Annotated in this window: 18 protein-coding genes; 7 read left to right on the top strand and 11 right to left on the bottom strand. The window is 66.9% G+C overall.

Annotated features, from left to right (window positions below; all coding sequences use genetic code 11):
- The 6 genes from BM150_RS18450 to BM150_RS18425 form a co-directional block, all read left to right on the top strand.
- The coding region (locus tag BM150_RS18450) for a methionine adenosyltransferase domain-containing protein (RefSeq protein ID WP_175496901.1) at nucleotides 1-492 on the top strand (492 nt) is incomplete at its 5' end.
- 146 nt (nucleotides 493-638) lie between these two features.
- Nucleotides 639-1,613, top strand: coding sequence for a carbohydrate kinase family protein (locus BM150_RS18445; protein ID WP_092928551.1), 975 nt, complete (start codon nucleotides 639-641; stop codon nucleotides 1,611-1,613).
- Between the two features lie 21 nt (nucleotides 1,614-1,634).
- The gene (gene metH, locus BM150_RS18440; RefSeq protein WP_092928550.1) at nucleotides 1,635-5,240 is read left to right on the top strand and encodes a methionine synthase; all 3,606 of its coding nucleotides are present in this window, start codon (nucleotides 1,635-1,637) and stop codon (nucleotides 5,238-5,240) included.
- A gap of 61 nt (nucleotides 5,241-5,301) precedes the next feature.
- Nucleotides 5,302-6,765: an adenosylhomocysteinase gene (gene ahcY, locus BM150_RS18435; protein WP_092928549.1), complete on the top strand. Its 1,464-nt coding sequence runs from the start codon at nucleotides 5,302-5,304 to the stop codon at nucleotides 6,763-6,765.
- 164 nt (nucleotides 6,766-6,929) lie between these two features.
- Nucleotides 6,930-7,823, top strand: coding sequence for a methylenetetrahydrofolate reductase (locus BM150_RS18430; protein ID WP_092928548.1), 894 nt, complete (start codon nucleotides 6,930-6,932; stop codon nucleotides 7,821-7,823).
- A gap of 266 nt (nucleotides 7,824-8,089) precedes the next feature.
- Entirely contained in the window at nucleotides 8,090-9,439 is a 1,350-nt protein-coding gene (locus BM150_RS18425) for an alkaline phosphatase PhoX (RefSeq protein WP_092928547.1), read from the top strand.
- Nucleotides 9,440-9,667: 228 nt separating this feature from the next.
- On the opposite strand, the gene BM150_RS18420 is transcribed toward BM150_RS18425, so the two are convergent.
- The 5 genes from BM150_RS18420 to BM150_RS18400 all read right to left on the bottom strand — a co-directional run bounded on the left by BM150_RS18420 (nucleotide 9,668) and on the right by BM150_RS18400 (nucleotide 17,537).
- On the bottom strand, nucleotides 9,668-11,887 hold the full coding sequence (locus tag BM150_RS18420) for a thiamine pyrophosphate-dependent enzyme (RefSeq protein ID WP_092928580.1): 2,220 nt from the start codon (nucleotides 11,885-11,887) through the stop codon (nucleotides 9,668-9,670).
- Nucleotides 11,888-11,945: 58 nt separating this feature from the next.
- Nucleotides 11,946-12,863: a LysR family transcriptional regulator gene (locus tag BM150_RS18415; RefSeq protein WP_092928546.1), complete on the bottom strand. Its 918-nt coding sequence runs from the start codon at nucleotides 12,861-12,863 to the stop codon at nucleotides 11,946-11,948.
- A 112-nt stretch (nucleotides 12,864-12,975) separates the two neighbouring features.
- A complete protein-coding gene (locus BM150_RS18410; protein ID WP_245755591.1) occupies nucleotides 12,976-14,454 on the bottom strand; it encodes an aldehyde dehydrogenase family protein in 1,479 nt (492 codons plus the stop codon).
- A 585-nt stretch (nucleotides 14,455-15,039) separates the two neighbouring features.
- Complete coding sequence (locus BM150_RS18405; protein WP_092928545.1) at nucleotides 15,040-16,665, bottom strand: amidohydrolase; 1,626 nt, start codon at nucleotides 16,663-16,665, stop codon at nucleotides 15,040-15,042.
- Entirely contained in the window at nucleotides 16,662-17,537 is an 876-nt protein-coding gene (locus BM150_RS18400; RefSeq protein WP_092928544.1) for a hypothetical protein, read from the bottom strand. Before BM150_RS18400 ends, BM150_RS18405 begins: the two co-directional genes overlap by 4 nt.
- A 316-nt stretch (nucleotides 17,538-17,853) precedes the next feature.
- Between BM150_RS18400 and BM150_RS18395 the strand changes: the two genes are divergently transcribed.
- The gene (locus tag BM150_RS18395; protein WP_092928543.1) at nucleotides 17,854-18,789 is read left to right on the top strand and encodes an NAD-dependent epimerase/dehydratase family protein; all 936 of its coding nucleotides are present in this window, start codon (nucleotides 17,854-17,856) and stop codon (nucleotides 18,787-18,789) included.
- 106 nt (nucleotides 18,790-18,895) lie between these two features.
- Here BM150_RS18395 and BM150_RS18390 read toward each other — a convergent pair whose 3' ends face one another.
- The 6 genes from BM150_RS18390 to BM150_RS18365 form a co-directional block, all read right to left on the bottom strand.
- Nucleotides 18,896-19,078 (bottom strand): hypothetical protein, encoded by a 183-nt coding sequence (locus BM150_RS18390; protein ID WP_092928542.1) that lies wholly within the window; start codon nucleotides 19,076-19,078, stop codon nucleotides 18,896-18,898.
- Between the two features lie 154 nt (nucleotides 19,079-19,232).
- On the bottom strand, nucleotides 19,233-20,009 hold the full coding sequence (locus BM150_RS18385; RefSeq protein ID WP_092928541.1) for an enoyl-CoA hydratase-related protein: 777 nt from the start codon (nucleotides 20,007-20,009) through the stop codon (nucleotides 19,233-19,235).
- A gap of 140 nt (nucleotides 20,010-20,149) precedes the next feature.
- Nucleotides 20,150-20,584, bottom strand: coding sequence for a thioesterase family protein (locus BM150_RS18380; protein ID WP_092928540.1), 435 nt, complete (start codon nucleotides 20,582-20,584; stop codon nucleotides 20,150-20,152).
- Nucleotides 20,581-21,543: a 3-hydroxyacyl-CoA dehydrogenase NAD-binding domain-containing protein gene (locus tag BM150_RS18375; protein WP_092928539.1), complete on the bottom strand. Its 963-nt coding sequence runs from the start codon at nucleotides 21,541-21,543 to the stop codon at nucleotides 20,581-20,583. The genes BM150_RS18380 and BM150_RS18375 overlap by 4 nt, the downstream gene beginning before the upstream one ends.
- Before the next feature lie 62 nt (nucleotides 21,544-21,605).
- Nucleotides 21,606-22,487 carry a beta-keto acid cleavage family enzyme gene (locus BM150_RS18370; protein ID WP_092928538.1) on the bottom strand — a complete coding sequence of 294 codons (882 nt, stop codon included), beginning with the start codon at nucleotides 22,485-22,487 and terminating at the stop codon, nucleotides 21,606-21,608.
- 98 nt (nucleotides 22,488-22,585) lie between these two features.
- Nucleotides 22,586-23,446, bottom strand: coding sequence for a TetR/AcrR family transcriptional regulator (locus tag BM150_RS18365; protein WP_092928578.1), 861 nt, complete (start codon nucleotides 23,444-23,446; stop codon nucleotides 22,586-22,588).
- Nucleotides 23,447-23,744 lie beyond the last annotated feature (298 nt).

Raw genomic sequence — 23,744 nt, 5'->3', positions numbered from 1 at the left:
CTGCTGGTGAATCCGACGGGTCGGTTCGTCACGGGTGGTCCGATGGGTGATTGTGGTCTGACGGGTCGCAAGATCATTGTGGATACCTACGGTGGTATGGCGCGGCACGGTGGTGGCGCGTTCTCGGGTAAGGACCCGTCGAAGGTGGACCGGTCGGCGGCGTATGCCACTCGGTGGGTGGCCAAGAACGCGGTGGCCGCGGGGTTGGCGAGCCGGATCGAGGTGCAGACGGCGTACGCGATCGGTAAGGCGGCTCCGGTGGGGCTGTTCGTGGAGACGTTCGGCACCGAGAACGTGGATCCGGTCAAGATTCAGGCCGCGATCAACGAGGTGTTCGATCTGCGTCCGGCGGCGATCATCCGGGATCTGGATCTGCTGCGGCCGATCTACGCGCCGACGGCGGCCTACGGGCACTTCGGGCGCACGGATGTGGACCTGCCCTGGGAACGCACCGACCGCGTCGAGGCCCTGAAGAGCGCCGCGGGCCTCTGACAGCCGCATAGCGACGTTTCGTCGACGCCGCGGGGCGCGGAAGCTTCCGCGCCCCGCGGCGTGGCGAGCAATGCCAGGTTCGCTCATCCACGACCGCGGGCCGGTGCCGCGAGATGGTCACCGGCCCTGGTGAAGGAGTTTTCCCAGTGCAAATTGCGGTGACCGGTTCAATCGCCACCGACCACCTGATGTCCTTCCCGGGCAAGATCGCCGATCAGCTCATCGCCGACCGGCTCGATCAGGTTTCGCTTTCCTTCCTCGTGAACCAGCTCGAGGTACGCCGCGGCGGTGTCGCGGGCAACATCACCTTCGGCCTCGGCCAGCTCGGTGTGACGCCGCTGCTGGTGGGCGCGGTCGGCGAGGACTTCGCCGAGTACCGCGCGTGGCTGGACCGGCACGGTGTCGACACCAGTGCGGTCCACACCTCCAAGACGGCGCACACCGCTCGGTTCACCTGCACCACCGACGAGAGCCAGAACCAGATCGCCTCGTTCTACCCCGGTGCGATGTCCGAGGCCAGCGAGATCGAGCTCAAGCCCATCTCCGACCGGGTGGGCGGCCTGGACCTCGTGATCGTCTCGGCCAACGATCCGGAAGCGATGGTGCGCCACAGCCAGGAGTGCCGCGATCGCGGATTCGAGTTCGTCGCGGACCCGGGCCAGCAGCTCGCCCTCATGGACGGGCCGCAGATCCGTAAGCTGGTGGAGGGTGCCAAGTACCTGTTCACCAACGAGTACGAGCACAGCCTGCTGCTGCAGAGCACCGGCATGTCGCACGCCGAGGTGCTCGACCAGGTCGGCATGTGGGTCACCTCGCTCGGTGAGAACGGTGTGCGCATCGAGTCCAAGTCGGCCGAGACGATCGAGATCGCCCCGGTCAAGCCCAAGCAGGTCGGCGACCCCACCGGTGTGGGTGACGCGCTGCGCGCGGGCTTCCTGGCCGGTCTGGCCAACGGCCTGGGCCTCGAGCGTTCCATTCAGCTCGGGTGCACCCTGGCGACAACATCCCTGGAAACCGACGGACCGCAGGAATACGAGGTCGAGAAGGGCTCGTTCGTTTCGAGGTTCGCCGAGGCCTACGGCAAGCAGGCCGCGGGCGAGATCGAATCCGTGCTTCGCTGAAGCGTTCGGGAAGGCAGCGTGATGACGAAACAGGAAGAATCGGGCCGTCGGGACAACGACCCGAGCGGGTTTCTCACGGCCATCGCCGAACGTGTGCTCGTCGGGGACGGCGGCATGGGTACGGCGCTGCAGGAGCACGACCTGACCCTGGAGGACTTCAACAACCTCGAAGGTTGCAACGAGATCCTCAACGAGACGCGCCCCGACGTCGTGCGCTCGGTCTACCGGGGCTTCCTGAAGAACGGCTCGGACGCCATCGAGTCGAACACGTTCGGCTGCAACCTGCCGAACCTCGGTGAGTACGGGATCGAGGACAGGATCCGGGACCTCTCCGAGAAGGGTGTGGCGCTGGCCCGGGAGTGCTGTGACGAGTACTCCACGCCGGAGAAGCCGCGTTTCGTTCTGGGGTCGATGGGTCCCGGAACCAAGCTGCCCACTCTGGGACACGCCCCGTACGCCGACCTGCGGGACGCCTACTACGAGCAGGTACTGGGCATGCTCGACGGCGGCGTCGACGTGATCCTGGTCGAGACCTCGCAGGACCTGCTGCAGACCAAGGCGTCCATCGTCGCGGCCAAGCGCGCGATGGCCACGCAGCGGAAGTGGGTTCCGATCATCGCCCACGTCACCGTGGAGCAGACCGGCACCATGCTGGTCGGATCCGAGATCGGTGCGGCGCTGACGGCGTTGGAGCCGCTCGGCATCGACATGATCGGCATGAATTGCGCGACCGGGCCCGCCGAGATGAGCGAGCACCTGCGGGTGCTGGCCGATCACGCGCGGGTGCCGATCTCGGTCATGCCCAACGCCGGTTTGCCCGAGCTGGGCCCCAACGGCGCGGTGTACCCGCTGCAGCCCGCCGAACTGGCCGACGCGTTGGTCGACTTCGCCAACAACTACGGTGCGCGGCTGGTCGGTGGTTGCTGTGGTGTGACCGGCGAACACGTTCGCCAGGTCGCCGAGGCGGTGTCCGAGCTGAGTCCCGCGGCGCGGGAGCCGGAGATCGTTCCGTCGATCTCCTCGATGTACCAGGCGATCCCGTTCGAGCAGGAAGCCTCGATCCTCAACGTCGGCGAGCGCACCAACGCCAACGGCTCCAAGGCGTTCCGCGAGGCGATGCTGGAGGAGCGCTACGAGGACTGCGTCGAGATCGCGAAGGGGCAGACCCGCGAGGGTGCCCACATGCTCGACCTGTGCGTGGACTACGTGGGCCGCGACGGGACCCACGACATGCGCGAGCTGGCCTCCCGACTGGCCACCGCCTCGACGCTGCCGGTCATGGTGGACTCCACCGAGGCCGACGTCATCGAGGTCGGCCTGGAGCACCTCGGCGGTCGGTGCGCGATCAACTCGATCAACTACGAGGACGGCACCGAGGAGGGCGGTCGCTACGACCGGGTCATGAAGATGGCCGTCGAGCACGGTGCCACCGTGGTGTGCACCTGCATCGACGAGGAGGGCCAGGCCCGCACCGCCGAGTGGAAGCTGCGGGTGGCCGAGCGGATCATCGAGGATCTGACCGGGAACTGGGGTCTGGACAAGTCCGCGATCATCATCGACCTCCTGGTGTTCCCGATCACCACCGGCCAGGAGGAGGTCCGGCAGGACGCGATCGAGACGATCAACGCCATCCGGGAGCTCAAGACGCGGCACCCGGAGGTGCAGACCACGCTGGGTCTGTCCAACGTCTCGTTCGGTCTCAACGCCGCGGCCCGTCAGGTGCTCAACTCGGTCTTCCTCAACGAGTGCCGGGAAGCCGGTCTGGACAGTGCCATCCTGCACGCGTCCAAGATCCTGCCGATGAACAAGATCGACGAGGAATCTCGCCAGGTCGCGCTGGACCTCGTCTACGACCGGCGGACCGAGGCCACCGAGACCGAGGACGCCTACGACCCGCTGCAGAAGCTGATGGCCCTGTTCGAGGGCAAGTCGGCCGAGACCACCGGTTCGTCCAAGGCCGAGGAGCTGGCGGCCCTGCCGCTGTTCGAGCGGTTGGAGCAGCGCATCGTCGACGGCGAGAAGAACGGTCTGAACGCCGATCTCGACGAGGCGATGAAGGAGAAGAAGCCGCTCGAGATCGTCAACGACACGTTGCTGTCGGGGATGAAGACGGTCGGTGACCTCTTCGGCGCTGGTCAGATGCAGCTGCCCTTCGTGCTGCAGGCCGCCGAGATCATGAAGACCGCGGTGGCCCACCTCGAGCCGCACATGGAGAAGGACGACTCGGGTGGCAAGGGCAAGTTGCTGCTGGCCACGGTCAAGGGCGATGTGCACGACATCGGCAAGAACCTGGTCGACATCATCGTGTCCAACAACGGCTACGATGTGGTCAACATCGGCATCAAGCAGCCGATCAACACCATTCTCGAAGAGGCCGAGAAGAACAACGTCGACGCGATCGGCATGTCCGGACTGCTGGTCAAGTCCACGGTCATCATGAAGGACAACCTGGAGGAGATGAACTCCAGGGGAATCGCGGAGAAGTACCCGGTTCTGCTGGGTGGTGCCGCTCTGACCAGGTCCTTCGTCGAGAACGATCTCGACGAGATGTACCAGGGCGACGTGCGCTACGCCAAGGACGCCTTCGAGGGACTCAAGCTCATGGACCGCATCATGCAGTCCAAGCGCGGCGAGAACCCCGAGGAGGACGAGGCGGAGCAGGCCAAGAAGGCCGAGCGCAAGGCCAGGCGCGAGCGTTCCAACCGGATCGCGGAGAAGCGCAAGGCCGAGCAGGGGCCGGAACCGGACGAGCGCGACGACAGCGTCCGCTCCGACGTCGACGCCGACGTTCCCGTTCCCACGCCGCCGTTCTGGGGTTCCAAGGTCGTCAAGGGGCTTTCCAGCAACGAGTACCTCGCGCTGCTCGACGAACGTGCCACGTTCTTCGGACAGTGGGGGCTGCGCGGTGCCAAGAAGGGACAGGGGCCCAGCTACGAGGAGCTCGTCGAGAGCGACGGCCGCCCCCGGCTGCGCGCCTGGATGGACGAGCTCGCGACCAAGGGCATCCTGCAGCACGCGGCGCTGGTCTACGGTTACTTCCCGTGCGTGTCCGAGGGCAACGACCTGATCGTGCTCGACAAGGACTCCCCGGACGCTCCGGAACGGTTCCGGTTCAACTTCCCGAGGCAGAAGCGGGACCGCAGGCTGTGCCTGGCCGACTTCTACCGCTCGAGGGAGAAGGCCGAGGCCACCGGCCAGGTGGACGTGCTGCCGCTGCAGCTGGTCACGATGGGGCAGCCCATCGCCGACTACGCCAACGAGCTGTTCGCCGCCGACGCCTACCGGGACTACCTGGAGATCCACGGTCTCGGTGTGCAGCTGACAGAGGCGATGGCCGAGTACTGGCACCGTCGCATCCGCCGCGAGCTGCAGTGGTCCTCCGGTGAGACGGTCGCCTCCGAGGACCCGGACAACGTCGAGGAGTTCTTCAAGCTCGGCTACCGCGGTGCCCGCTTCTCGCTCGGCTACGGTGCTTGCCCCGATCTGGAGGACCGGGCCAAGATCGTCGAACTGCTCGGCGCGGAGAACATCGGGGTGGAACTCTCGGAGGAGTACCAGCTCCATCCGGAGCAGTCCACCGATGCCATCGTCGCGGTCCACCCCGAGGCCAAGTACTTCAACACCTGACAGGCGGCAGGCGCGACACTGGCCGAAAGCTGCCCGATAGAGAAAACGAGGAAGGGAAAACATGAGCCCGAAGTTGCAGAAGGCAGGAGACATCGAGTTCGCCATCGCGGATCCGAAGCTGGCCGAGTCCGGCCGTCACCAGATCCGCCTGGCCGAACACGAGATGCCCGGCCTGATGGCGACTCGCCGGGAGTACGCGGACAGCAAGCCGCTCAAGGGTGCGCGTATCGCGGGTTCGCTGCACATGACCGTGCAGACCGCCGTCCTGATCGAGACGCTGGTGGAGCTGGGCGCCGAGGTACGCTGGGTGTCCTGCAACATCTTCTCCACCCAGGACGAGGCCGCCGCGGCCGTCGTGGTTGGCCCCAACGGCACGCCGGACAAGCCCGCCGGTGTCCCGGTGTTCGCCTGGAAGGGTGAGACACTGGAGGAGTACTGGTGGTGCACCAACCAGCTGTTCCAGGGCTTCTCCAACAACCAGGGCCCGAACATGATCCTGGACGACGGTGGCGACGCCACCATGCTGGTCCAGAAGGGCGTCGAGTTCGAGACGGCCGGTGCCGTGCCGCAGCCGACCGAGGACGACCCGGACGAGTTCAAGGTCGTGCTGTCGGTGCTGCGCGAGAGCCTGGCCAACGACAAGCAGCGGTTCACCAAGGCCGCCAAGGAGATCAAGGGCGTCACCGAGGAAACCACCACCGGTGTGCACAAGCTCTACGAGCTCGTCAAGTCCGGTGACCTGCTGTTCCCGGCGATCAACGTCAACGACTCGGTCACCAAGTCGAAGTTCGACAACAAGTACGGCTGCCGCCACTCCCTCGTCGACGGCATCAACCGTGCCACCGACGTGCTCATCGGCGGTAAGGTCGCCGTGATCTGCGGCTTCGGTGACGTCGGCAAGGGCTCCGCCGAGTCGCTGCGTGGCCAGGGCGCCCGGGTCATCGTCACCGAGATCGACCCGATCTGCGCGCTGCAGGCCGCGATGGAGGGCTACGAGGTCAAGACGATGGAGGAGGTCGTCGACACCGCCGACATCTTCATCACGACCACGGGCAACTTCGACGTCATCACGGCCGACCACATGAGCCGGATGAAGCACAACGCCATCGTGGGCAACATCGGCCACTTCGACAACGAGATCGACATGGCCGGTCTGGAGAAGACCCCCGGCATCAAGAAGACCGAGATCAAGCCGCAGGTGCACGAGTTCACCTACCCGGACGGCCACGCCGTGATCGTGCTGTCCGAGGGCAGGCTGCTCAACCTGGGTAACGCCACCGGGCACCCGAGCTTCGTGATGTCGAACTCCTTCACCAACCAGACGATCGCCCAGATCGAGCTGTTCAACAAGACCGACGAGTACGACCGCGACGTCTACATGCTGCCGAAGCACCTCGACGAGAAGGTCGCCCGGCTGCACCTGGACGCGCTCGGCGTCAACCTCACCAAGATGACCAAGGCTCAGGCCGAGTACATCGGTGTGGACGTCGAGGGGCCGTACAAGCCGGAGCACTACCGCTACTGATCCGGCTCGGCCAGCACACTGCTGCGGTTCGGGGCGGCTACCGCCAGAGGTGGTGGCCGCCCCGGCACACCGAGTGGAACGGCCCTCGCCGTCTCCGTCGGCGAGCCCGAATCCCGGCGGGGGCCGTTCCCGAGCCGGTGAGGACAACACAAGGAGGCCAGAACGTGACCCGGGTCGTGGACCGGCTACAGCCGGGCAGGACCGTGTTCTCGGTGGAATTCTTCCCGCCGCGCAACGACGACGAAGAGCAGATCCTCTGGAAAGCCGTGCGCGAGCTGGAACCGCTGGACCCCGCCTACGTGTCCGTCACGTACGGTGCGGGAGGATCCAGCAGGGACCGCACGATTCGCACGGTCGGGCGTATCGCCCAGGAAACCACCATGCTGCCGATGGCGCACCTGACCGGTGTGGACCATTCCAAGGACGAGCTCCGGCACGTCGTCGGATCGCTGGCGAGCGAGGGTATCCAAAACATTCTGGCGATCCGGGGAGATCCGCCCGGTGATCCGATGGGGGAGTGGATTCCGCATCCGGACGGGATCCTCTACGCCGACGAGCTGGTTCGCCTGGTTCGTTCCTGCGGTGACTTCTCGGTCGGCGTCGCCGCCTTCCCGCACATGCACCCGCGTTCGACGGACATCGAGACCGAGACCGATCACCTGGTCAACAAGATCAGGGCGGGCTCCGACTTCGCCGTGGCGCAGCTGTTCCTGCAGCCGGAGTACTTCCTGCGGCTGCGTGATCGGCTCGCTGCCCGCGACTGCCACGCCCCCCTCCTGCCGGGTGTGATGCCGATAACCACGCCGAAGGTGCTGAGCAAGTTCCAGCACCTCGCCGGGGTTCCCGTGCCCGCCGAGGTCTCCAACGTGCTGGACCCGTTGGTCGACGACCCGAAGGCCTTCCGCGCGGCGGGAATCGAACTGAGCACCAAGCTGTGCGAACGGTTGATCTCCGAAGGAGTCCCCGGTCTGCACTTCTACAGCCTCAACCGGGCCAAGGCCACTCGTGAGGTGGTGGACAACCTCGGGCTGGCCGAGGGAGTGCTGCAACCCGCCTGAGTCGTGTCGCGGCGGTGTTTCCTTCCGCCGGGTGCCGTCGTCCCCGTGTGGGGCGGCGGCACTTTTCGCGTCCCAGGGGACATTCGTTGAGCGCGGCAGGTTCATCCGCCGGTCGCGGGACCGCTCGCTGTGGCGAAACGTGGTCGTTCGTGTGCCGTAGGTGATCGCCGCTTGGCGGACAGTTCCCGTCGAGCCGGTGATCACGTCCCGGTTACCTTCCCGCTGTTCCATCGATGAGTTCCCGGAAACCGACACGGGAGGATTCGATGAACCGCGAGTCCGAACCAACCCTCTCCCACCTCAGCCGCCGCCGCTTCCTCGCCGCCACCGGTCTCGTCGGAGCCACCGGAGCCCTGCAGGCGCTGATGAGCAACACCGCCGCCGCTGCCGGCCCCGGTCGGGGTGACCGGAGCATCCGCGCCGCGGCCAACGGTGGGTACGGTGCGCTGCGACCGGCTCCGCCCGACGGCGACCTCCTGCTGCCCGCGGGATTCTCCTACGTCGCGTTCGGCGCGACGGGCAGCACCATGCGGGACGGCCTGCTCACACCGTCGCGCCACGACGGTATGGCGGCGTTCGCCGGTGAGGACGGCGCCGTCCGACTGGTCCGCAACCACGAACAGAGCAGCGGCACGGCGTTCGCCCAGCCCAGTTACGACTCCTTCGGCGCGGGCGGTACCACCACGCTCGTCTTCGACCCGGCCGAGATGCGACTCGTCGAGTCCTTCGCCACGCTGGCCGGGACGGTGCGCAACTGCGCGGGTGGTCCCACCCCCAACGGATCCTGGCTGTCCTGTGAAGAGACCTTCACCGGCCTCGGTGAGAACAATCCGCACGGCTACGTCTTCGAGGTTCCCGTGGACGCCGAGGGGCCGGTCGATCCGGTTCCGTACCCGGCCATGGGAAGGTTCACCCACGAGGCGGTGGCCGTGGACCCGGCCACCGGGATCGTCTACGAGACGGAGGACCGCGGCAGCGCCGGGTTCTACCGGTTCGTTCCCGAGGACCCCGCCGACCTGGCGGCGGGCGGCCGATTGCAGATGCTGGCGATCGCCGGCCAACCGCGCTACGACACCCGTAACGGACAACAGTCCGGTCGGGCGCTGCCCGTGGAGTGGGTCGACATCGCCGATCCCGACCCGGACAGCGACGATTCACTGGCGGTGTTCTACCAGGGCAGGGAACAGGGTGCCGCGGTGTTCGCCCGACTGGAGGGGGCCTGGTTCGGCGACGGCTCGGTGTTCATCAACTCCACCAGCGGTGGTGACGCCGGTCTCGGCCAGGTCTGGCAGTACCGTCCCGACGGTGGTTCCGGCGGCGAGCTCGTGCTGGTCTACGAGTCCACCGACCCGGATCTGCTGGAGAGCCCGGACAACCTCTGCGTCTCCCCGAACAGCGGTGGACTGGTGCTCTGCGAGGACGGTGGTGGCGCCGACATGCTGCGCGGTGTCACCACGGCGGGCGAGATCTTCGACCTCGCCGCGTTGAACAGCTCCAACACCAGCGAGCTGGCCGGGGCCACGTTCAGCCCCGACGGCAGCGTGTTGTTCTTCAACGTGCAGACCCCCGGGGTGACTTACGCCGTCACCGGGCCGTGGAGCAACGGAGCGCTCTGAGCGAACCGCCGCGCACCAGGCCGTCGGTCGCCTCACCGGGCCCGTGCGGCGGGTCCGGTGAGGCGACCGAGCTCCTCGTGGAACGGCCGTTCAGCCATGTGGCCGCCTCACCGGTCGGGGACGGCCCGAAGGGACCCAGTACGCCAGGACCTCCCCAGTACGCCAGGACCTCCCCAGTACGCCAGGACCTCTCAGCCACGGGGAAGCCGACCGGTTCGGGAGGGAGTGTCAGAGCATCTCCAGTGCCGTCCGTTCGATGCTCTCCTCGTCCAGCAGCACGTGATAGGCCGCCTCGCCGAGCGGGACGAAACTGTCGGCGCTGCTGACCCGGCGGACGGCGCCGGTGAACCCGGCATCGAGCAACGCTGTGATCACGTGCTGCGAGATTCCACCGGAAGCCCTCGTCTCGTCGGCCACCAGCACCCTGCCGGTCGCCTCGGCGGCCCGTACCAGCTGATGCCGAGGCAGCGGGGCCAGCCAGCGCAGGTCCAGTACGCGAATCCCCACCCCTCGCTGCCGCAGCCGTCGCGCCACCCGCAGACTCATCGCCAGCCCGTTGCCGGAAGTGACCAGGGTCAGCTCGGAACCGTGCACGTATTCGGCCGCGGTACCGATCGGGACGTGAGCCGACTCGTCGACGGGGTAGCTGGCCGTCCAACCACCGTCGCCGGGTTCGTGCAGATCGCGGGTGTGATAGAGCGCGATCGGTTCCAGGAACACGCACACGCGCCCGTCCACCTCGGCCGCGGCGAGACAACTCCGCAGCATCGCGGCCGCGTCGTCCGGCCTTGCCGGTGAGGCAACCACCACACCGGGAATGTCCAGCATCGCGGCGACACTGTTGTCGTTGTGGAAGTGCCCGCCGAATCCCCGCTGGTAGGCATAGCCCGGCACTCGCACCACCATGGGATTGCGGTACCTCCCGTTGGAGAAGAATCCCGTCGTGGCCGCCTCACCGCGAATCTGGTCCGCGGCGTTGTGCAGGTAGGCCAGATACTGGATCTCCGGAATCGGGAGCAGTCCCGCCAGCCCCGCTCCGAGCGCGATGCCGAGGATGCTCTGCTCGTCCAGCAGGGTGTCGAACACTCGTGCGCCGCCGAATTCGCGGTGCAGGCCACGGGTTACCCCGTAGACTCCGCCCTTGCGGGCGACGTCCTGGCCGAAAACCAGCGATCCCTCGTTGTGCGCCAGTTCCTCGGCGAGCGCGCGGTTGATGCTCTGGGCCAGCGTCAACGGAGTCCCGCTCTCCGACGGATCGGTACCGGAGACCGTTGCCCGCCCCGTCGACGCAGCGGTGACCAGCCGTACCCGTTCGGCGATCCGCTCGGGGCTGTCGCCCGCGATCGAAGCACGTACCTCGGCGGAACTGGCCAGCTTGCGCTGGTCGAGAGCACGTTCGGCGGTCTCGGCGACCTCGGCGCGTTTGGCCTCGTAGCGGTCGATCACCTGTCGCGCGTCCAGCACACCGTGGTTGACCAGTGCTTCGGCGGTACCCAGCAGCGGGTCCCGCCGGTACTCGGCGGTGATGTCCGCAGGGGTACGGTACCCGGTTTCCACATCGGAGCCCGCGTGTCCCATCAGACGAACCGTGCGCAGATGCAGCAGTGCCGGACGGCGGTGGGTACGGACCCAGTCCGCGGCCCGTTCGGCCACCGCCAGGCACTCCAGCGGATCACTGCCGTCCACCTCGAACCAGGTCAGTTCGGCACGTGTGCTCAGCGACCGTCTTATCCAACCGTCCGGGGTGGAAACGCTGATCCCGATTCCGTTGTCCTCGCAGACCAACAGCAGGGGAAGGGGAATGTGCTGGTAGGCGCAGTGCGCCGCGGTGTTCAGAGCTCCGGCCGTGGTCGAGTGGTTCGCCGAGGCGTCCCCGAAGCTGCACACCACCACCGAGTCCCGCGGCCACTCGGTCCGAAGTCCCAGCTTCGCGGCACGTTCGATGCTGAAGGCGAGCCCCACCGCCCGGGGCAGGTGCGAGGCGATCGTCGAGGTCTGCGGCACGATACTCAGCTCGCCGCGCCCGAACACCTTGTGCCTGCCCCCGGCGATCGGTTCCGACGCGGCTGCCACGACCCCGAGCAGCACGTCCCACAACGGTGCGACCCCCGAGACTTCGGCGGCTCGGCGCAGGTAGAACCCACCGGAACGGTAGTGCAGCAGCGCCGGATCCGTCGTGCGCAGCGCGGCGGCGACGGCGGCGTTGGACTCGTGTCCGGCGGAGCCGATGCTGTAGTAGCCCACGCCCCGGGCTCCCAGCTCACGCGCTGCCAGATCCAGGTGTCTGCTGCCGAGTTGGCTGTCGAAGAGTTCGAGTAGTTCTCGTCCGGTCCGAACGTCGCCCTCCGCCGCGGGGCTCCGGGGAACGTGTCCTTCCGTCGACCACGCGGCCACCTCCCGCAGGAAGTTGTCGTCGACCGGTTCGGTTCGCGGTGTTCGCCGATTCATGTTCGTTTCCGATCCCGCCGTGAACTCCGATGTGGAAAACTCCGGTGCGAGCGGCTTCTCATCCGGGTGCGGCCCACCTCTCGGCAAGCGCCGCACAGGATTTCGCCAGTCGCTCCAGTGCCAACGGCAGCAGCGGGTTGGTGTTGTGCTGCCGGTAGATCACCTGGACCCGTCGGTGCGGTTGTCGTCCGGCGATCGGTTTTACCCCAACGTCCTCGTCACCGACCGCCATGGCGGGCAGCAGGGCGGGGCCGAGGCCACGGGCGACCAGATCGCGGATCACCTTGTAGTCGTTGCTGCGGAACACGATGTTCGGAACGAAACCCGCCGCGGCCGCCAGCCGGACCAGCACCCGTGCTCCGGCGGTGTCGTCCCGGGTGCAGGTCCACGAGTCCGCGGCGAGTTCGTCCAGGCGCACCGCTTCCCGCTCCGCCAACGGGTGCTTCGCCGGTAGGCAGAGCCGGAGCGGCTCGGCCAGCAGCTCCTCGACGCGGAGCTCCGCGGGCCAACTGCGGGGATCGAGATCGTATTCGAACACCACGGCCGCGTCCACGTTCCCGTCGAGCACCTCCCCGATGACCTCGTCCGGCTCACCCTCGTCGAGCTGGACCCGGGCGTTCGGCCGCTCGGCCACCACGGCAGCCAGCACGTCCGGAAGCAACCGCGCGTTGGCGGTGGCGAAGCCGGCCAGCCGCAAGCTTCCGGTTTCCCCCACCGCCACTGACCGCATCTCGCGCTCGATGGCTTCCAACTCCCCGAGCACTTCCTTGCTGCGCTGGGCCAGCCGCTCGGCCAACGGAGTGCACCGGATGCTGCGCGCGGTCCGTTCGAACAGGCTCGCGCCGAGAGCACGTTCCAACAGCACCATCTGCTGTGACACGGCCGAGGAGGTGTAGCCGAGGACTCGACCGGCTTCGGCGAACGAGCCGGTTCGTACACATTCTCTTAGAGTCCGCAGGTGTATCGGATTGAGCACGTTGCCTTCTCGGTAGGACTGCGTCGGCTCGGCCCGTTCGACGATGCGGCTGGCGGTACCTCCCGCCGGTTCACACCCGTCGGTTCCGGCCCCCGGGTGGCGGCCCGCGGGCTCATCGGTGCCCGCGCAGCTCCGTGGGCAGGCGGTAGTCGAGCTGTGGTTCCACGGCCCCGACGTCCATCTGCGCCTTCTGCAGCTTGCCGGAGAAGTCCCAGTTCAACGATTGCCACCGGGTGAACTGGTCGATGACCCACATGCCCGAGAGCCTGCTTCCGTTGCCGGACTTGCCGTTACCACCGAACGGCAGGTGCGCCTCGGCTCCCGAGGTGGAGTTGTTGGCACTGACCATGCCCGCTCCGATTCCCTCCCGGAACCGGAACGCCGTCCCCGGGTCGGTGGTGTAGACGGCGGCGGAGAGCCCGTAACCGGGCATGTTGCCCAGCTCGATGGCTTCTTCCAGGGTGTCGAAGGTGGTGACCCCGACCATCGGGCCGAAGGTTTCCCGCTGGAACAGCGTGTCCTCGGTGCGCAGACCGTCGACCAGCACGGGGTGGTAGTACAGCCCTGTGGAGTGGTCACCGCGGAAGCCCTTTCTGGGGTTGGAGTCGGTGATGCGCCCCGTGGCTTCCGAGCCGAGTACCCGATGGTGCGGCCTTATCTCCCCGAGGAAGCTCTCGAACCTGTCGGCGAACTTCCGGTCCAGCATCGGTCCGTAGAGCACTTCCTGCGTCGGGTTACCGATCGTGGCTTCCCGCAGCATCGCGTCCAACCGCGAGACGAACTCGTCGTGTACGTCCCGGTGCACGATCAGGTTGCCCAGCGAGGTACAGCGTTGTCCGCCTGTCCCCCACCCGGAGAACAGCGCGCCCTCAACCGCGAGATCCAGCTCCGCGTCGGCGGCCACCACCATCGGGTTCTTGCCACCGAGCTCCAGGCAGGGGGTCTGCAGGTACCTGCCGCAGAGTTCGCCGATGTCCCGGCCGACATCACTGGAACCGGTGAAACCGACCTTGTCCACCGAGCCGTCCTCCAACGCGGCCCGCAGACCCTCGTAGGTCGGCTGTCCCTCCGCGTAGACCAGGTTCAGCACCCCTTCGGGGACTCCGGCGCGCCATGCCAGCTCCGCCAGCGCACGGGCGGTGGCCGCCGCGTATTCGGCCGGCTTCCACACCACCGCGTTGCCGCAGACGAGGGCGGGAGCCAGGTACCAGGAGGGAACCGCCACCGGGAAGTTGCCCGCTGTGACCACGGCGGCCACACCTACGGGTGCGCGGAACGTGAACAGCTGTTTGTCGGGCATTTCGGAAGGGACGGTCTGTCCGTACAGTCTGCGGCCCTCGCCGACGAAGTAGTCGCAGGTGTCGATGATCTCCTGCACTTCGCCGAGTGCTTCCGTGTACGGCTTGCCGATCTCGCGGGTGACCAGACCGGCGAGGGCCTGCTTGTTGGACTCCACGAGCCTGCCGAAGCCGGCGACAACGCGGCCGCGGACCGGTGCGGGTACGCGTGACCATTCCCGTTGTGCGTGTTTCGCCCGCCTCGCGGCCGCGAGGAACGTCTCCGGGCCGTCCAGTTCGACGCGCGCCACCACGTCGTCGAGTTCCGCGGGGTTCCGCGAAAGGTATTGACCGTATTCGCCTCGCGGACTCGTGTGCTCAGCGGCATCGCCTGCCTGGTCGGGAGAACCGATCACTGAGCGGCACGTCGTAGCCTCCACCTGCGCACCCCATTCCTGCCGGTGTGTTCCGCACGTTCGGGGGAGGGAGCGGTGTCCACCTCCCGGTACCGCCACCGTAGACCTTGTTCCCGGTGAGGTAGAGGACTTCAAGCACGACTCCTGTTCGTGTCGAGCGACAGCGGAGCTTGTGCTCCTCGGGGTGATGCAACAGTGAAGCTGGCGTGCCCCTTGATTCGTCGCCCGGATATCCGTCCTCGCCGGTGGCGGAATCACAATAGCGACAATGCAAACTGTTATTTCAGTGTTAAATGAAATAAAGAGTTGATCGGACAACCCACCGCGGTAACGAGCGATTCGGAAGAAGAAACGGCACAGGGACGATGGGGAAGACCCGGCGGGGCCGAAACATCCGCGCGAGGGGCGGGAAGCCGATATCGCTCACTCGGCCGAGCGGCTCAAGCCCTCGACCCGGGATAAGCCCGAGGGCGCGGTTCGGGGTCACCCGCGGGCGTCGTGCACCACCCTGCCGTCGACCACGGTCATAGCCGCACCTACCTCACCGATCTCTCGGACCGGCAATTCGAACGGATTCGCGTCGAGCACGGTCAGGTCGGCGCGTTTGCCCACCGTGATCGATCCGGTGTGCCGCTCCAGCCGGTGAACCCGAGCGCTGCCGATCGTCGCGGCGGCCAGGGCGTCGGACAACGTGATCGCCTCTCCGGCGAGCAGGGGTGGTGCACTGTCCGCGACGTCGGTGCGGTTGACGGCCACGTGTATCGCCCGCATGGGATCGATCGTCGAAACCGGCCAGTCACTTCCGGTGGCCAGCAGTGTTCCCGCGGCCAGCAGCGAGCCGAACGGGTACTGCCGGGAGTACCGCAGCGGACCGAGGTAGGGAGCGGTCAGCTCCGTCATCGCCGCGTCGTTGTGCGCCCACTCGGCCTGGATGTTGGCCGCTACGCCGAGTTCCGCGAAGCGTGTCAGGTCATCCGGGTGCACCACCTGCAGATGGGCGATCTGGTGCCGGTTCCCGCTGTCCCCGTTCGTTCCGCGCGCCGTGGCAACGGCATCCAGCGCCTGCCGCACGGCGCGGTCCCCGACCGCGTGGAAGTGCACCGCGAATCCCACATCGTCGAGCGCGCGGACCGCTTCGTTCAGCTCGGCGGAGTCGACATACGAGGTGCCGCTGCCGTGCCCGTGCAGGTACGGGTGCAGCATCGCGGCCGTGAAGTTCTCGCACACCCCGTCCAGCATGATCTTGACCGAACCGGTTCGCACGCCTTCACCGCGTGCTGCCTCGGCTCTTCCGAGAAGTTCGGGAATCTGTTCGGTTCCGCGTCGCCTGTCCCACCACAGCGAACCGGTCACCCGGCCGCTCAACAGGCCTTCGCCGTGCAGCGCTCGATAGTGCTCGAGCGGATCCGGATAGTTCAGATATCGACCGAGTATGGCGTCGTGCCAGGCCGTCACCCCGTGCGCGTGCAGCCTGCGCTGTCCCGCCAGCAGCGCGCGCAGGTATTCCTCCCGGTCGCCCTCCGGGACGTGCCGGCTGACCAGCTCCACCGCGCTCTCGTGCAGCGTTCCCTGCGGAGTGCCGTCCCGCTCACGTTCGATGCGGCCCCCGGGAGGGTCGGCGGTCTCCCGTTCGATGCCCGCCGCGCGCAGGGCCGCGCTGTTGGCCCAACCGCCGTGCTGATCCTCGTTGATCAGCAGCGCCGGACGTCTGCCCGTGACCCGGTCCAGGCTTTCCCGATCCGGACAACCGCCCGGGAACAGCGCCATTTCCCAGCCGCCGCCGAGTATCCACCCCGCTCCGGGGTTCGCATCGGCGTACTCGGCGATCCGCCGCAGGCACTCCGCGCGTCCCCCGCTGTCGGTCAGGTCGCATCTGACCAGCTGCAGGCCCCCGTAGAGCGGATGCACGTGGGCGTCCTGCAGGCCGGGCAACAGCAGCCTGCCGCGCAGATCGACGATCTCGGTACTACCGCCGCGCAGCTCCTCGACGTCGGCGCGCCCCAGGGCGAGGATCCTGCCGTCGCCCACCGCCACCGCGTCGGTGAACGACCGCCTACGGTCCATGGTCGCCACCGGGCCACCCAGGAACACGGTGTCGGCGGTGATCATCGGCTGTTCTGTTCCGCCGTGATCACCGAAACCGCCAGTTCGCGGGCCTCGTCGTCCACGTAGGGAAGCTGGAACTCGCGTTCGCGGATGTGCTCCACCAGTTCCGGTTGCGGAGCCAGTTCGTGGGTGCGCAGGTAGTAGCCGACGGCCCCCGGCCAGATCCAGCTCCCGTCGGTGTGAAACGTCATGGGTACGGCGGCCTTGCCGTACGGATCCAGCCGGTCGCTGTCGTAACCGCGTGCCGCGAGAACGACGGGTGCGCGTTCGAGGTACTCCAGAACTCGGTCCCGCTCCTCGGGGGTGAGCGCCTGACGGTTCGTCACCGGCCGCCCCACGGCGTCGGTACCGTCGAACACGTCGGCCCTGTGCAGTTGTTCCGGGCTCGTGGCCGCCCCGGGGGTGCTCATCCCGGCTCGTTCGGCCAGCCATCCGGGGATGTTGTGCGTGGCACGTGGATACTGGCTCAGCTCGGCGGCGAACTCGGTGTGCGGGGGTTCCTGTTCCCAGTCGGGACTGTGGTCGCCGTTGAAGTCGACGCTGTAACTGGCCGGCCGGCTGAGCCGGTAGGTGGCGCTGACCCACGTGCCCCGCTGCGGCTGGTACATACCGTGCCGCAGCTCGGCGAACAGCTCGCCCACTTCGGATGTCATGGCGACCGGGATACCCGTACCATTGGGCGCGATCAACTCCGCGGCCAGCTCGCGGTACGAACCGACGGCGCGGTATCGCACACTCACTTCCTGCCAGCCGGGCGGCAGCGTGTGCACGATTCCCCGACCGATTCGCTGGATCATCTCCTGCTGCCCGTGTTGATCCAACATCCCCGGCGCTTCGGTCTCGCCGGGCTCCCGCGGTGGTTCCGGTTGGCTCATACCTGCATCCTCCCGGTCTGATGGCCGAACTTGGCCGCTCCCGCGATTTCGCGACTGGTACTCGGAGCGCGGTGGTGGGAGACGACTCCGACACAAGCCTAGTAGTGCGTTCTTCCGCCCTGGGGCAGTCGTTCGGGTGCGCAGCCCGGCATGCGGGTGGTGTGGGCGTGATTAACGCGTCGCCGGGAGGAATGCGAGCCCAGCCCTGGCCCGAAGACTCTCAGTAGCCGAAATGGCTGTTCGAATTCACCCGTGTTGACGATGTTTGAAGCGGTAAGGTGCTGGGTGCTGCTGTCGATCGCGGTGCGAGGTCCCAGTGCCTTTGCGTGTGTTCGTAGCCGGAGCCACCGGTGTGATCGGGCGACATCTGTTGCCGATGTTGACAGGAAGTGGTCACCGAGTGACCGCTCTGGTTGACGAAGTCGATGAAGAACCCTGTGAGGGGGCCGAGACAGTCGTGCTCGGTGACCTGTTCGACTATCCGGCCCTGTGCCGCGCGTTACGAGCCGCTTCGCCCGATGTCGTGCTGCAACTGTCCGGCCTCGACGGAACGGACGGCGACGAGGCGCTGCGGTGTACTACCCGGTTGCGCGAGCAGGGGACTCGGAACCTGGTGGACGCTTCCATCGATGCGGGGGTGCGTCGTGTCGTGGTGCGCAGTTCCGCCACGGCGTACGCCCCGCAGGGGCACGAAGTCGCGGACGAGCAGAGCCCACTGTTCACCACCGCCCCGGACGAATGGGGGGCGGCCTGCCGTGCCGTCGAGGAGATGGAACGGATTCTGCTGCGGCAGTCGGCCATCGAGGGTGTGGCCCTGCGGTTCGGTGCGCTCTACGGGGCCGACACGCCGTTCGCGGAGGCCGGGGAGGTCCATCGACGTGTGCTGGGCAGCTCTCTGCCGCTCGTCGAGTCGGGCGAGGGGATCACGTCGTTCACGCATGTGGAGGATGCGGCGGCGGCCGTGTTCGAGGCTTTGGACGATGTCGAACCGGCCGCGTACAACGTGGTGGACAACGAACCCGCCGAAAGCGGGGAATGGTTGCCCGCCTACGCACGTGTGATCGGAGGCCCCGAGCCGGTCTCGCTGACGTTGGAGCAGGCCAGGCAGCAGTTGGACTGGGCGACGGTGCACTTGCTGACCGAACAGCGCGGGGCCAGCAACTTCCGTTTCAGGGAGGTCTCGGGGTGGCGGCCCCGCTGGCCCAGCTGGCGCGAGGGTCTGGCCAGCCTCTTCGGACTCTGGCCCGTCTGATTGAAGTTTTCCGGGCGGGTTGTCGGGTGGCCCGCTCGACGGAACCTGTCGCACGGCTGAGCCCATTCGACCGTCCTGCGGGAGTTGTGCCGAAATCGAACGGGGCTCAGCCGTGTTCGTACTCCTCGTCGTCGGGCACCACCATGTGCTGTTCGGCGAGATCGGCCGGATCGGCGTCGGACAGCGTCGTCCCGGAGAACGGCTCATCGGTCTCCGCGGGGCCCTCGGTCCCCTCCTCGTACTGTTCCGCCTGCTCGGCTGCGTCCCATTCCGGAGTCTCGAAATTCATCAACGTCACTCCTCGCCGATGGTGTGTCGCCTCACCAGTGCCGTCCTGACCGACGCGGCTCGAAACGGTGCCCCGTCGCGAACGGTGACTCCCGACCACGACCGACTGCCGGGGCTGCCCGGCAGTTCCACGACGCCCGAGGTGATCTGTCGGATCAGTCTAACGGGGGGAAGTGCGGATCACGGTTTTGTCGCCGGTCACGGCCTCGGAACGAGTGGTTGCCGCCACGCAACGCCGTGATCATGCGAGATCCGGCGTCGGAGGCGGCCGTTTCCAGACCCGTGTCCAACCCACTGTAGACCTGCTGCTTGATGGCTGCCATCGATTCCGGTGAACACTCCCTGGCCAGGGTCGCGGCGTACTCCATCGCCTCCGACAACACCCGGTCACTCGTGACGAGTCGGTCCGCCAGCCCCAGCTGTTGAGCCCGGTTGCCGTCGAGCGTTCGTGCGGACAGCAGCAGGTCCATGGCCGTACCGAGCCCGACCAGTTTCGGCAGCAACCACGCCAGGCCGTGTTCCGCCACTATCCCGTCCCGGCTGAACGCCGTGGTGAAGCCCGCGTCCGGAACCGTGAACCGGACGTCGGTGAACAGCGCCGCGGCGAGCCCGGCCCCCGAAGCCACCCCGTTGATCGCCGAGATCACCGGTTTGCGCAGCCGCATGCTCAGGCTCAACCGCCGATGGGTGTCGGCGGCCCCGATGTGCTCGTCGTTCGACAACGCCGTGATGTCGGAGCCGGCGCAGAACCCGCTTCCCGAACCGGTGAGCACCACCACCCGTACCGAGGTGTCACGCTCGGTCCGCTCGAGCAGTTCGCAGTAACGTCGTTGCATCGTCGGTGTCCAGGCATTGAGCTGTTCCGGACGGTTCAACGTCAACAGCAGTACCGCGTCGTGCTGTTCGGCAAGGACCTCGTCGGTGTCTGACATGTGATCACCTCCGCCGGGACTGGCTGGAAGTTACCCAGCTATGCGAAGTATCACAAGTCCGTTACCTCCGGTCGGGTGAGTCGACGCCGTTACCTCTCGGAGAGCGAGACGCCCGCCGCGGGCCCCGGTTGCTGATCGGATCAACCGACAGCGCGTCCGGCGTAGTCGGGGAGGGGTTCCAGAAGCTCGTCCGCCTTCGCCGCGATGTGTTCCGGCATCGGAGTCGCGCGCCCCGAGTCGGTGTCCACGTGCAGTGCGAGGATCTCCTCGGTGGCGGCCAACACCCCGTCGACGGTCATCTCGTGGCACAGCCGCAGCTTCTTGCCCCGGGACGCGACGATTCTGCTGGTGACAGTCAGTTCGCTGTCCGGGCCGACCTCGTTCAGGTAACGCACGTGCGCCTCCACGGTGTACAGCGAACACCTCGCGCTTTCGCGGTACTCGGAGTCGGCCCCGATGGTGTTCAGCACCCCGTCGGTGGCGAAACCGAAAACCAGCACGTAGTAACCCTCACTGAGGTGTCCGTTGTAGTCGATCCATTCCGGCCGTACCCGGTGCCGGGAGAGTAGGCTCACGACCGCTCCCCTCGAACTCCCTTGACGGCACGCAGTACCGCGATGATCGCCCGGTCGCGTTCGTCCACCAGGTCGGCGATCCCGCGGTCTCCCGCCGAGCGCTCACAACCGTCGACCATCGCGTCGCGCAGTTCCGTGGTGAGTTCCGGGGCCCGCAGCCTGGTCCAGGGTGATTTCAGCGACGGTCCGAAGTGATCCAGCATGTGTGCCATGCCGCCTTCGCCGCCCGCCAGGTGGAACGTCATGCAGGGACCGAACAGCGGCCAGCGCAGTCCGGGGCCTTCGGTGATCGCGGTGTCGATCTGTTCCACCGTGGCTTCCCCGTTGTCGAGCATGTGCAGTGCCTCGCGCCAGATGGCCTCCTGCAGCCGGTTCGCGACGAATCCGGGAACCTCGCGATCCATCGTGATCACCGATTTGCCGGTGAGTTCGAAGAACTCCGACGCCCAACGCGTGGCCCACTGCTCGGTGCGTTCGCCGCCGACCACCTCGACCAGCGGGATCAGGTAGGGCGGGTTGAACGGATGCCCCACGACCAGCCGACTCGGATCGGAGCAGTCGCGCTGCATGTCGCTCATCTCGTAGCCCGAAGTGGAGGAGGAGATCACCACTCCTTCGGGGGTGGCGGCATCGATACGCGCCAGCAGGTCCCGCTTGAGATCCAGGTCCTCCGGTGCGCTTTCCTGCACGAACTCGGCTTCGGTCACGGCCTGCTCCAGCGTGGTCGCCACCGTCAGGTTCGCACGGGAGGCTCCGTCGGCCAGCCCGAGCTCGCGCAGGGCGGGCCAGGCCGCGTCCACCAGGCGGCCGAGCCGTTCCTCGGCGTCCTCGGCCGGATCCCAGGCGACGACGCGGTAGCCGCGAGCGAGGAAGTGGGCTACCCAGCCGCCGCCGATCACACCGGCACCGATGCAGGCCACCGTCGTTACTTCGTCGGGCTTCGTGGGCTGTTGGTTCAACTGTTCGCTCCGTCTCAGAAAGTGCTTCTCGTCACCGGATCGGCAGCGGTCGGTCGCCGCGGTTATTTCCGCAGCCCGAGCTTGTGCCTTGCCTGATCAGGGGAGGCCACCTTGCCGCCCATGCCCTCCAGGATCGTCACCGCGCGCTCCACCAGCGCGGCGTTGCCGGCCTTGACTCCCTTGCTCAGGTAGAGGTTGTCCTCCAGGCCCACGCGCACGTGTCCGTTGAGCACGGCCGACTGCGCCACCCACGGAAGTTGGTCGCGGCCGATGGCGAAGCTGGCCCAGTTGGAGCCCTGGGGGAGCATGTTGACCATCGTCTGCAGCACACTCGGCTCCGCCGGTGCCCCGTAGGGGATGCCCATGCAGAACTGGAACAGTGCGGGGTTGTCGATCAACCCTTCGGAGATGAGGTTGTTCGCCAGCCACAACTGACCGGTGTCGAAGACCTCGAGTTCCGGTTTGACCCCGAGTTCCTGGATGCGCTTTGCCCCGGCACGCAGCATGTCCGGGGTGCTGATGTAGAGCTGGCTGCCGTCGCCGAAGTTGAGCGAGCCGCAGTCCATCGTGCAGATGTCCGGCAGCAGCTGCTCGACATGGGGCAGCCTGTCCAGGCCGTTGACCAGATCGGTCCCGTCGACCGGCTTGAGGGGGTCCTCCTGGTCGATGAACAGGTCTCCGCCCATACCGGCGGTCAGGTTGATCACCACGTCCGTTCCCGTTTCGCGGATGCGCCGGACGACCTCCGCGTAGAGTTTGTTGTCCCGGGACGGTTCGCCGGTTTCCGGATCGCGTACGTGGATGTGGACCACGGCCGCCCCCGCCTCGGCCGCCTCGACGGCGGAGCGAGCGATCTGCTCCGGAGTCACCGGAACGTGCTCACTCTTGCGGGGGGTGTCACCGGCGCCGGTCAACGCCGCGGTGATGATGATCTCGTCCTGCATCGTCGTTACCTTTCGCGAGGACGGCAGCCTTCACCGGATCGCGTGAGCGCCACGCGATCCGATGAACGACAGCGGTTGTTCAGGGGATTCGGAATTCCTCAGTCGCGGACTATTTCGCGGTCCACGAAATCGCGCAGTACTTCGCGCATTCCCGCCACACTGCGTCCGGGACGGTCGGTGATGACCTGGATGCCGAGCCCGTCGATGAGTGCGGTCAGGGTCATGGTCAGCTCCTCGGGATCGGTGTCGACGAACACACCTTGCTGCTGACCTTCCCGGATCGTGCGTGCGATGGTGTCGTGCCAACGCTCGTAGGAGTCGCTGTGCAGTACCCGCAGTTCCGGACGTAGCGTGCTTTCGTTCCAGATCTGCATCCACACCGACCACTCCAGCCTGAGCAGTCCCGGTGTGGGCAGCTGTAGCTCGACCAGCCGCAGCAACCGTTGGTAGGCGTCGGTGATCGTGTGCAACTCGGTGACCTGCCGGTCGAAGGCCAGCCGTACCGAGTAGCGCAGTGTTTCCGTCAGCAGGTCGTCCCTGCCCGGAAAGTAGTAGTGGATCGTGGCCGCACTCGTGCCGCAGGCGTGTGCGACATCGGAGATCCGCACCGAGTGATAACCGCGCTCCGCGATCAGGTGCCAGGCCGCGTCGAGGATCTGCTGATACCTCCCGGCCTCACCGTGGGAACCGCGTTCGGAGTACACACGCGCGCTGTGCCGTGGCACAGCGGCCACCGTCTCCACCTCGTCGCTGCCGTTGATCAACCAGTTCACGGTCACGTTGCCCGTTTCCGCGATGCGGGTCAGCTCGGACGGTGTGAACCGCCTGGTTCCGGACAGCGACTTGGACAGCTTGGTGGCATCCAGCCCGATCCGCTCTGCGAAGGCGCGCTGGCTCAGCGGGCTGTCCCGCAACACCTTGCGGACCCGGTCACGAAGCTCGGCCGTGGATTCCTGCACGACGCCGAAGCGTACCAATGCTATTGCGATTATCGCAATAGTGGGGTGGGTGTTGCGATTTCGATCTTGCCTTTCGGTGGCGGCGGCGCGTGTTCAGTATCTCTATGAGCAGTAAAAATATAACTCATCCTTGACTCGCCAGGGGGAGCAAGTCCAAGGTTATACCTCGTTGAATGGCTGGCACGTCAGTTGAATCGCAACGTTTTGCGTCGGTGACTCCCGCCGCTGCTCGGTAGGTGCCGAGGCGGAGTCCGGGAACCGGACGTTGCCGAGCCCGGTGGCGAGCGCATCCGAGCAC

The organism is Actinopolyspora alba, from assembly GCF_900112765.1.
GTDB lineage: Bacteria > Actinomycetota > Actinomycetes > Mycobacteriales > Pseudonocardiaceae > Actinopolyspora > Actinopolyspora alba.
This window is presented reverse-complemented; position numbering and strand designations above follow the sequence as displayed.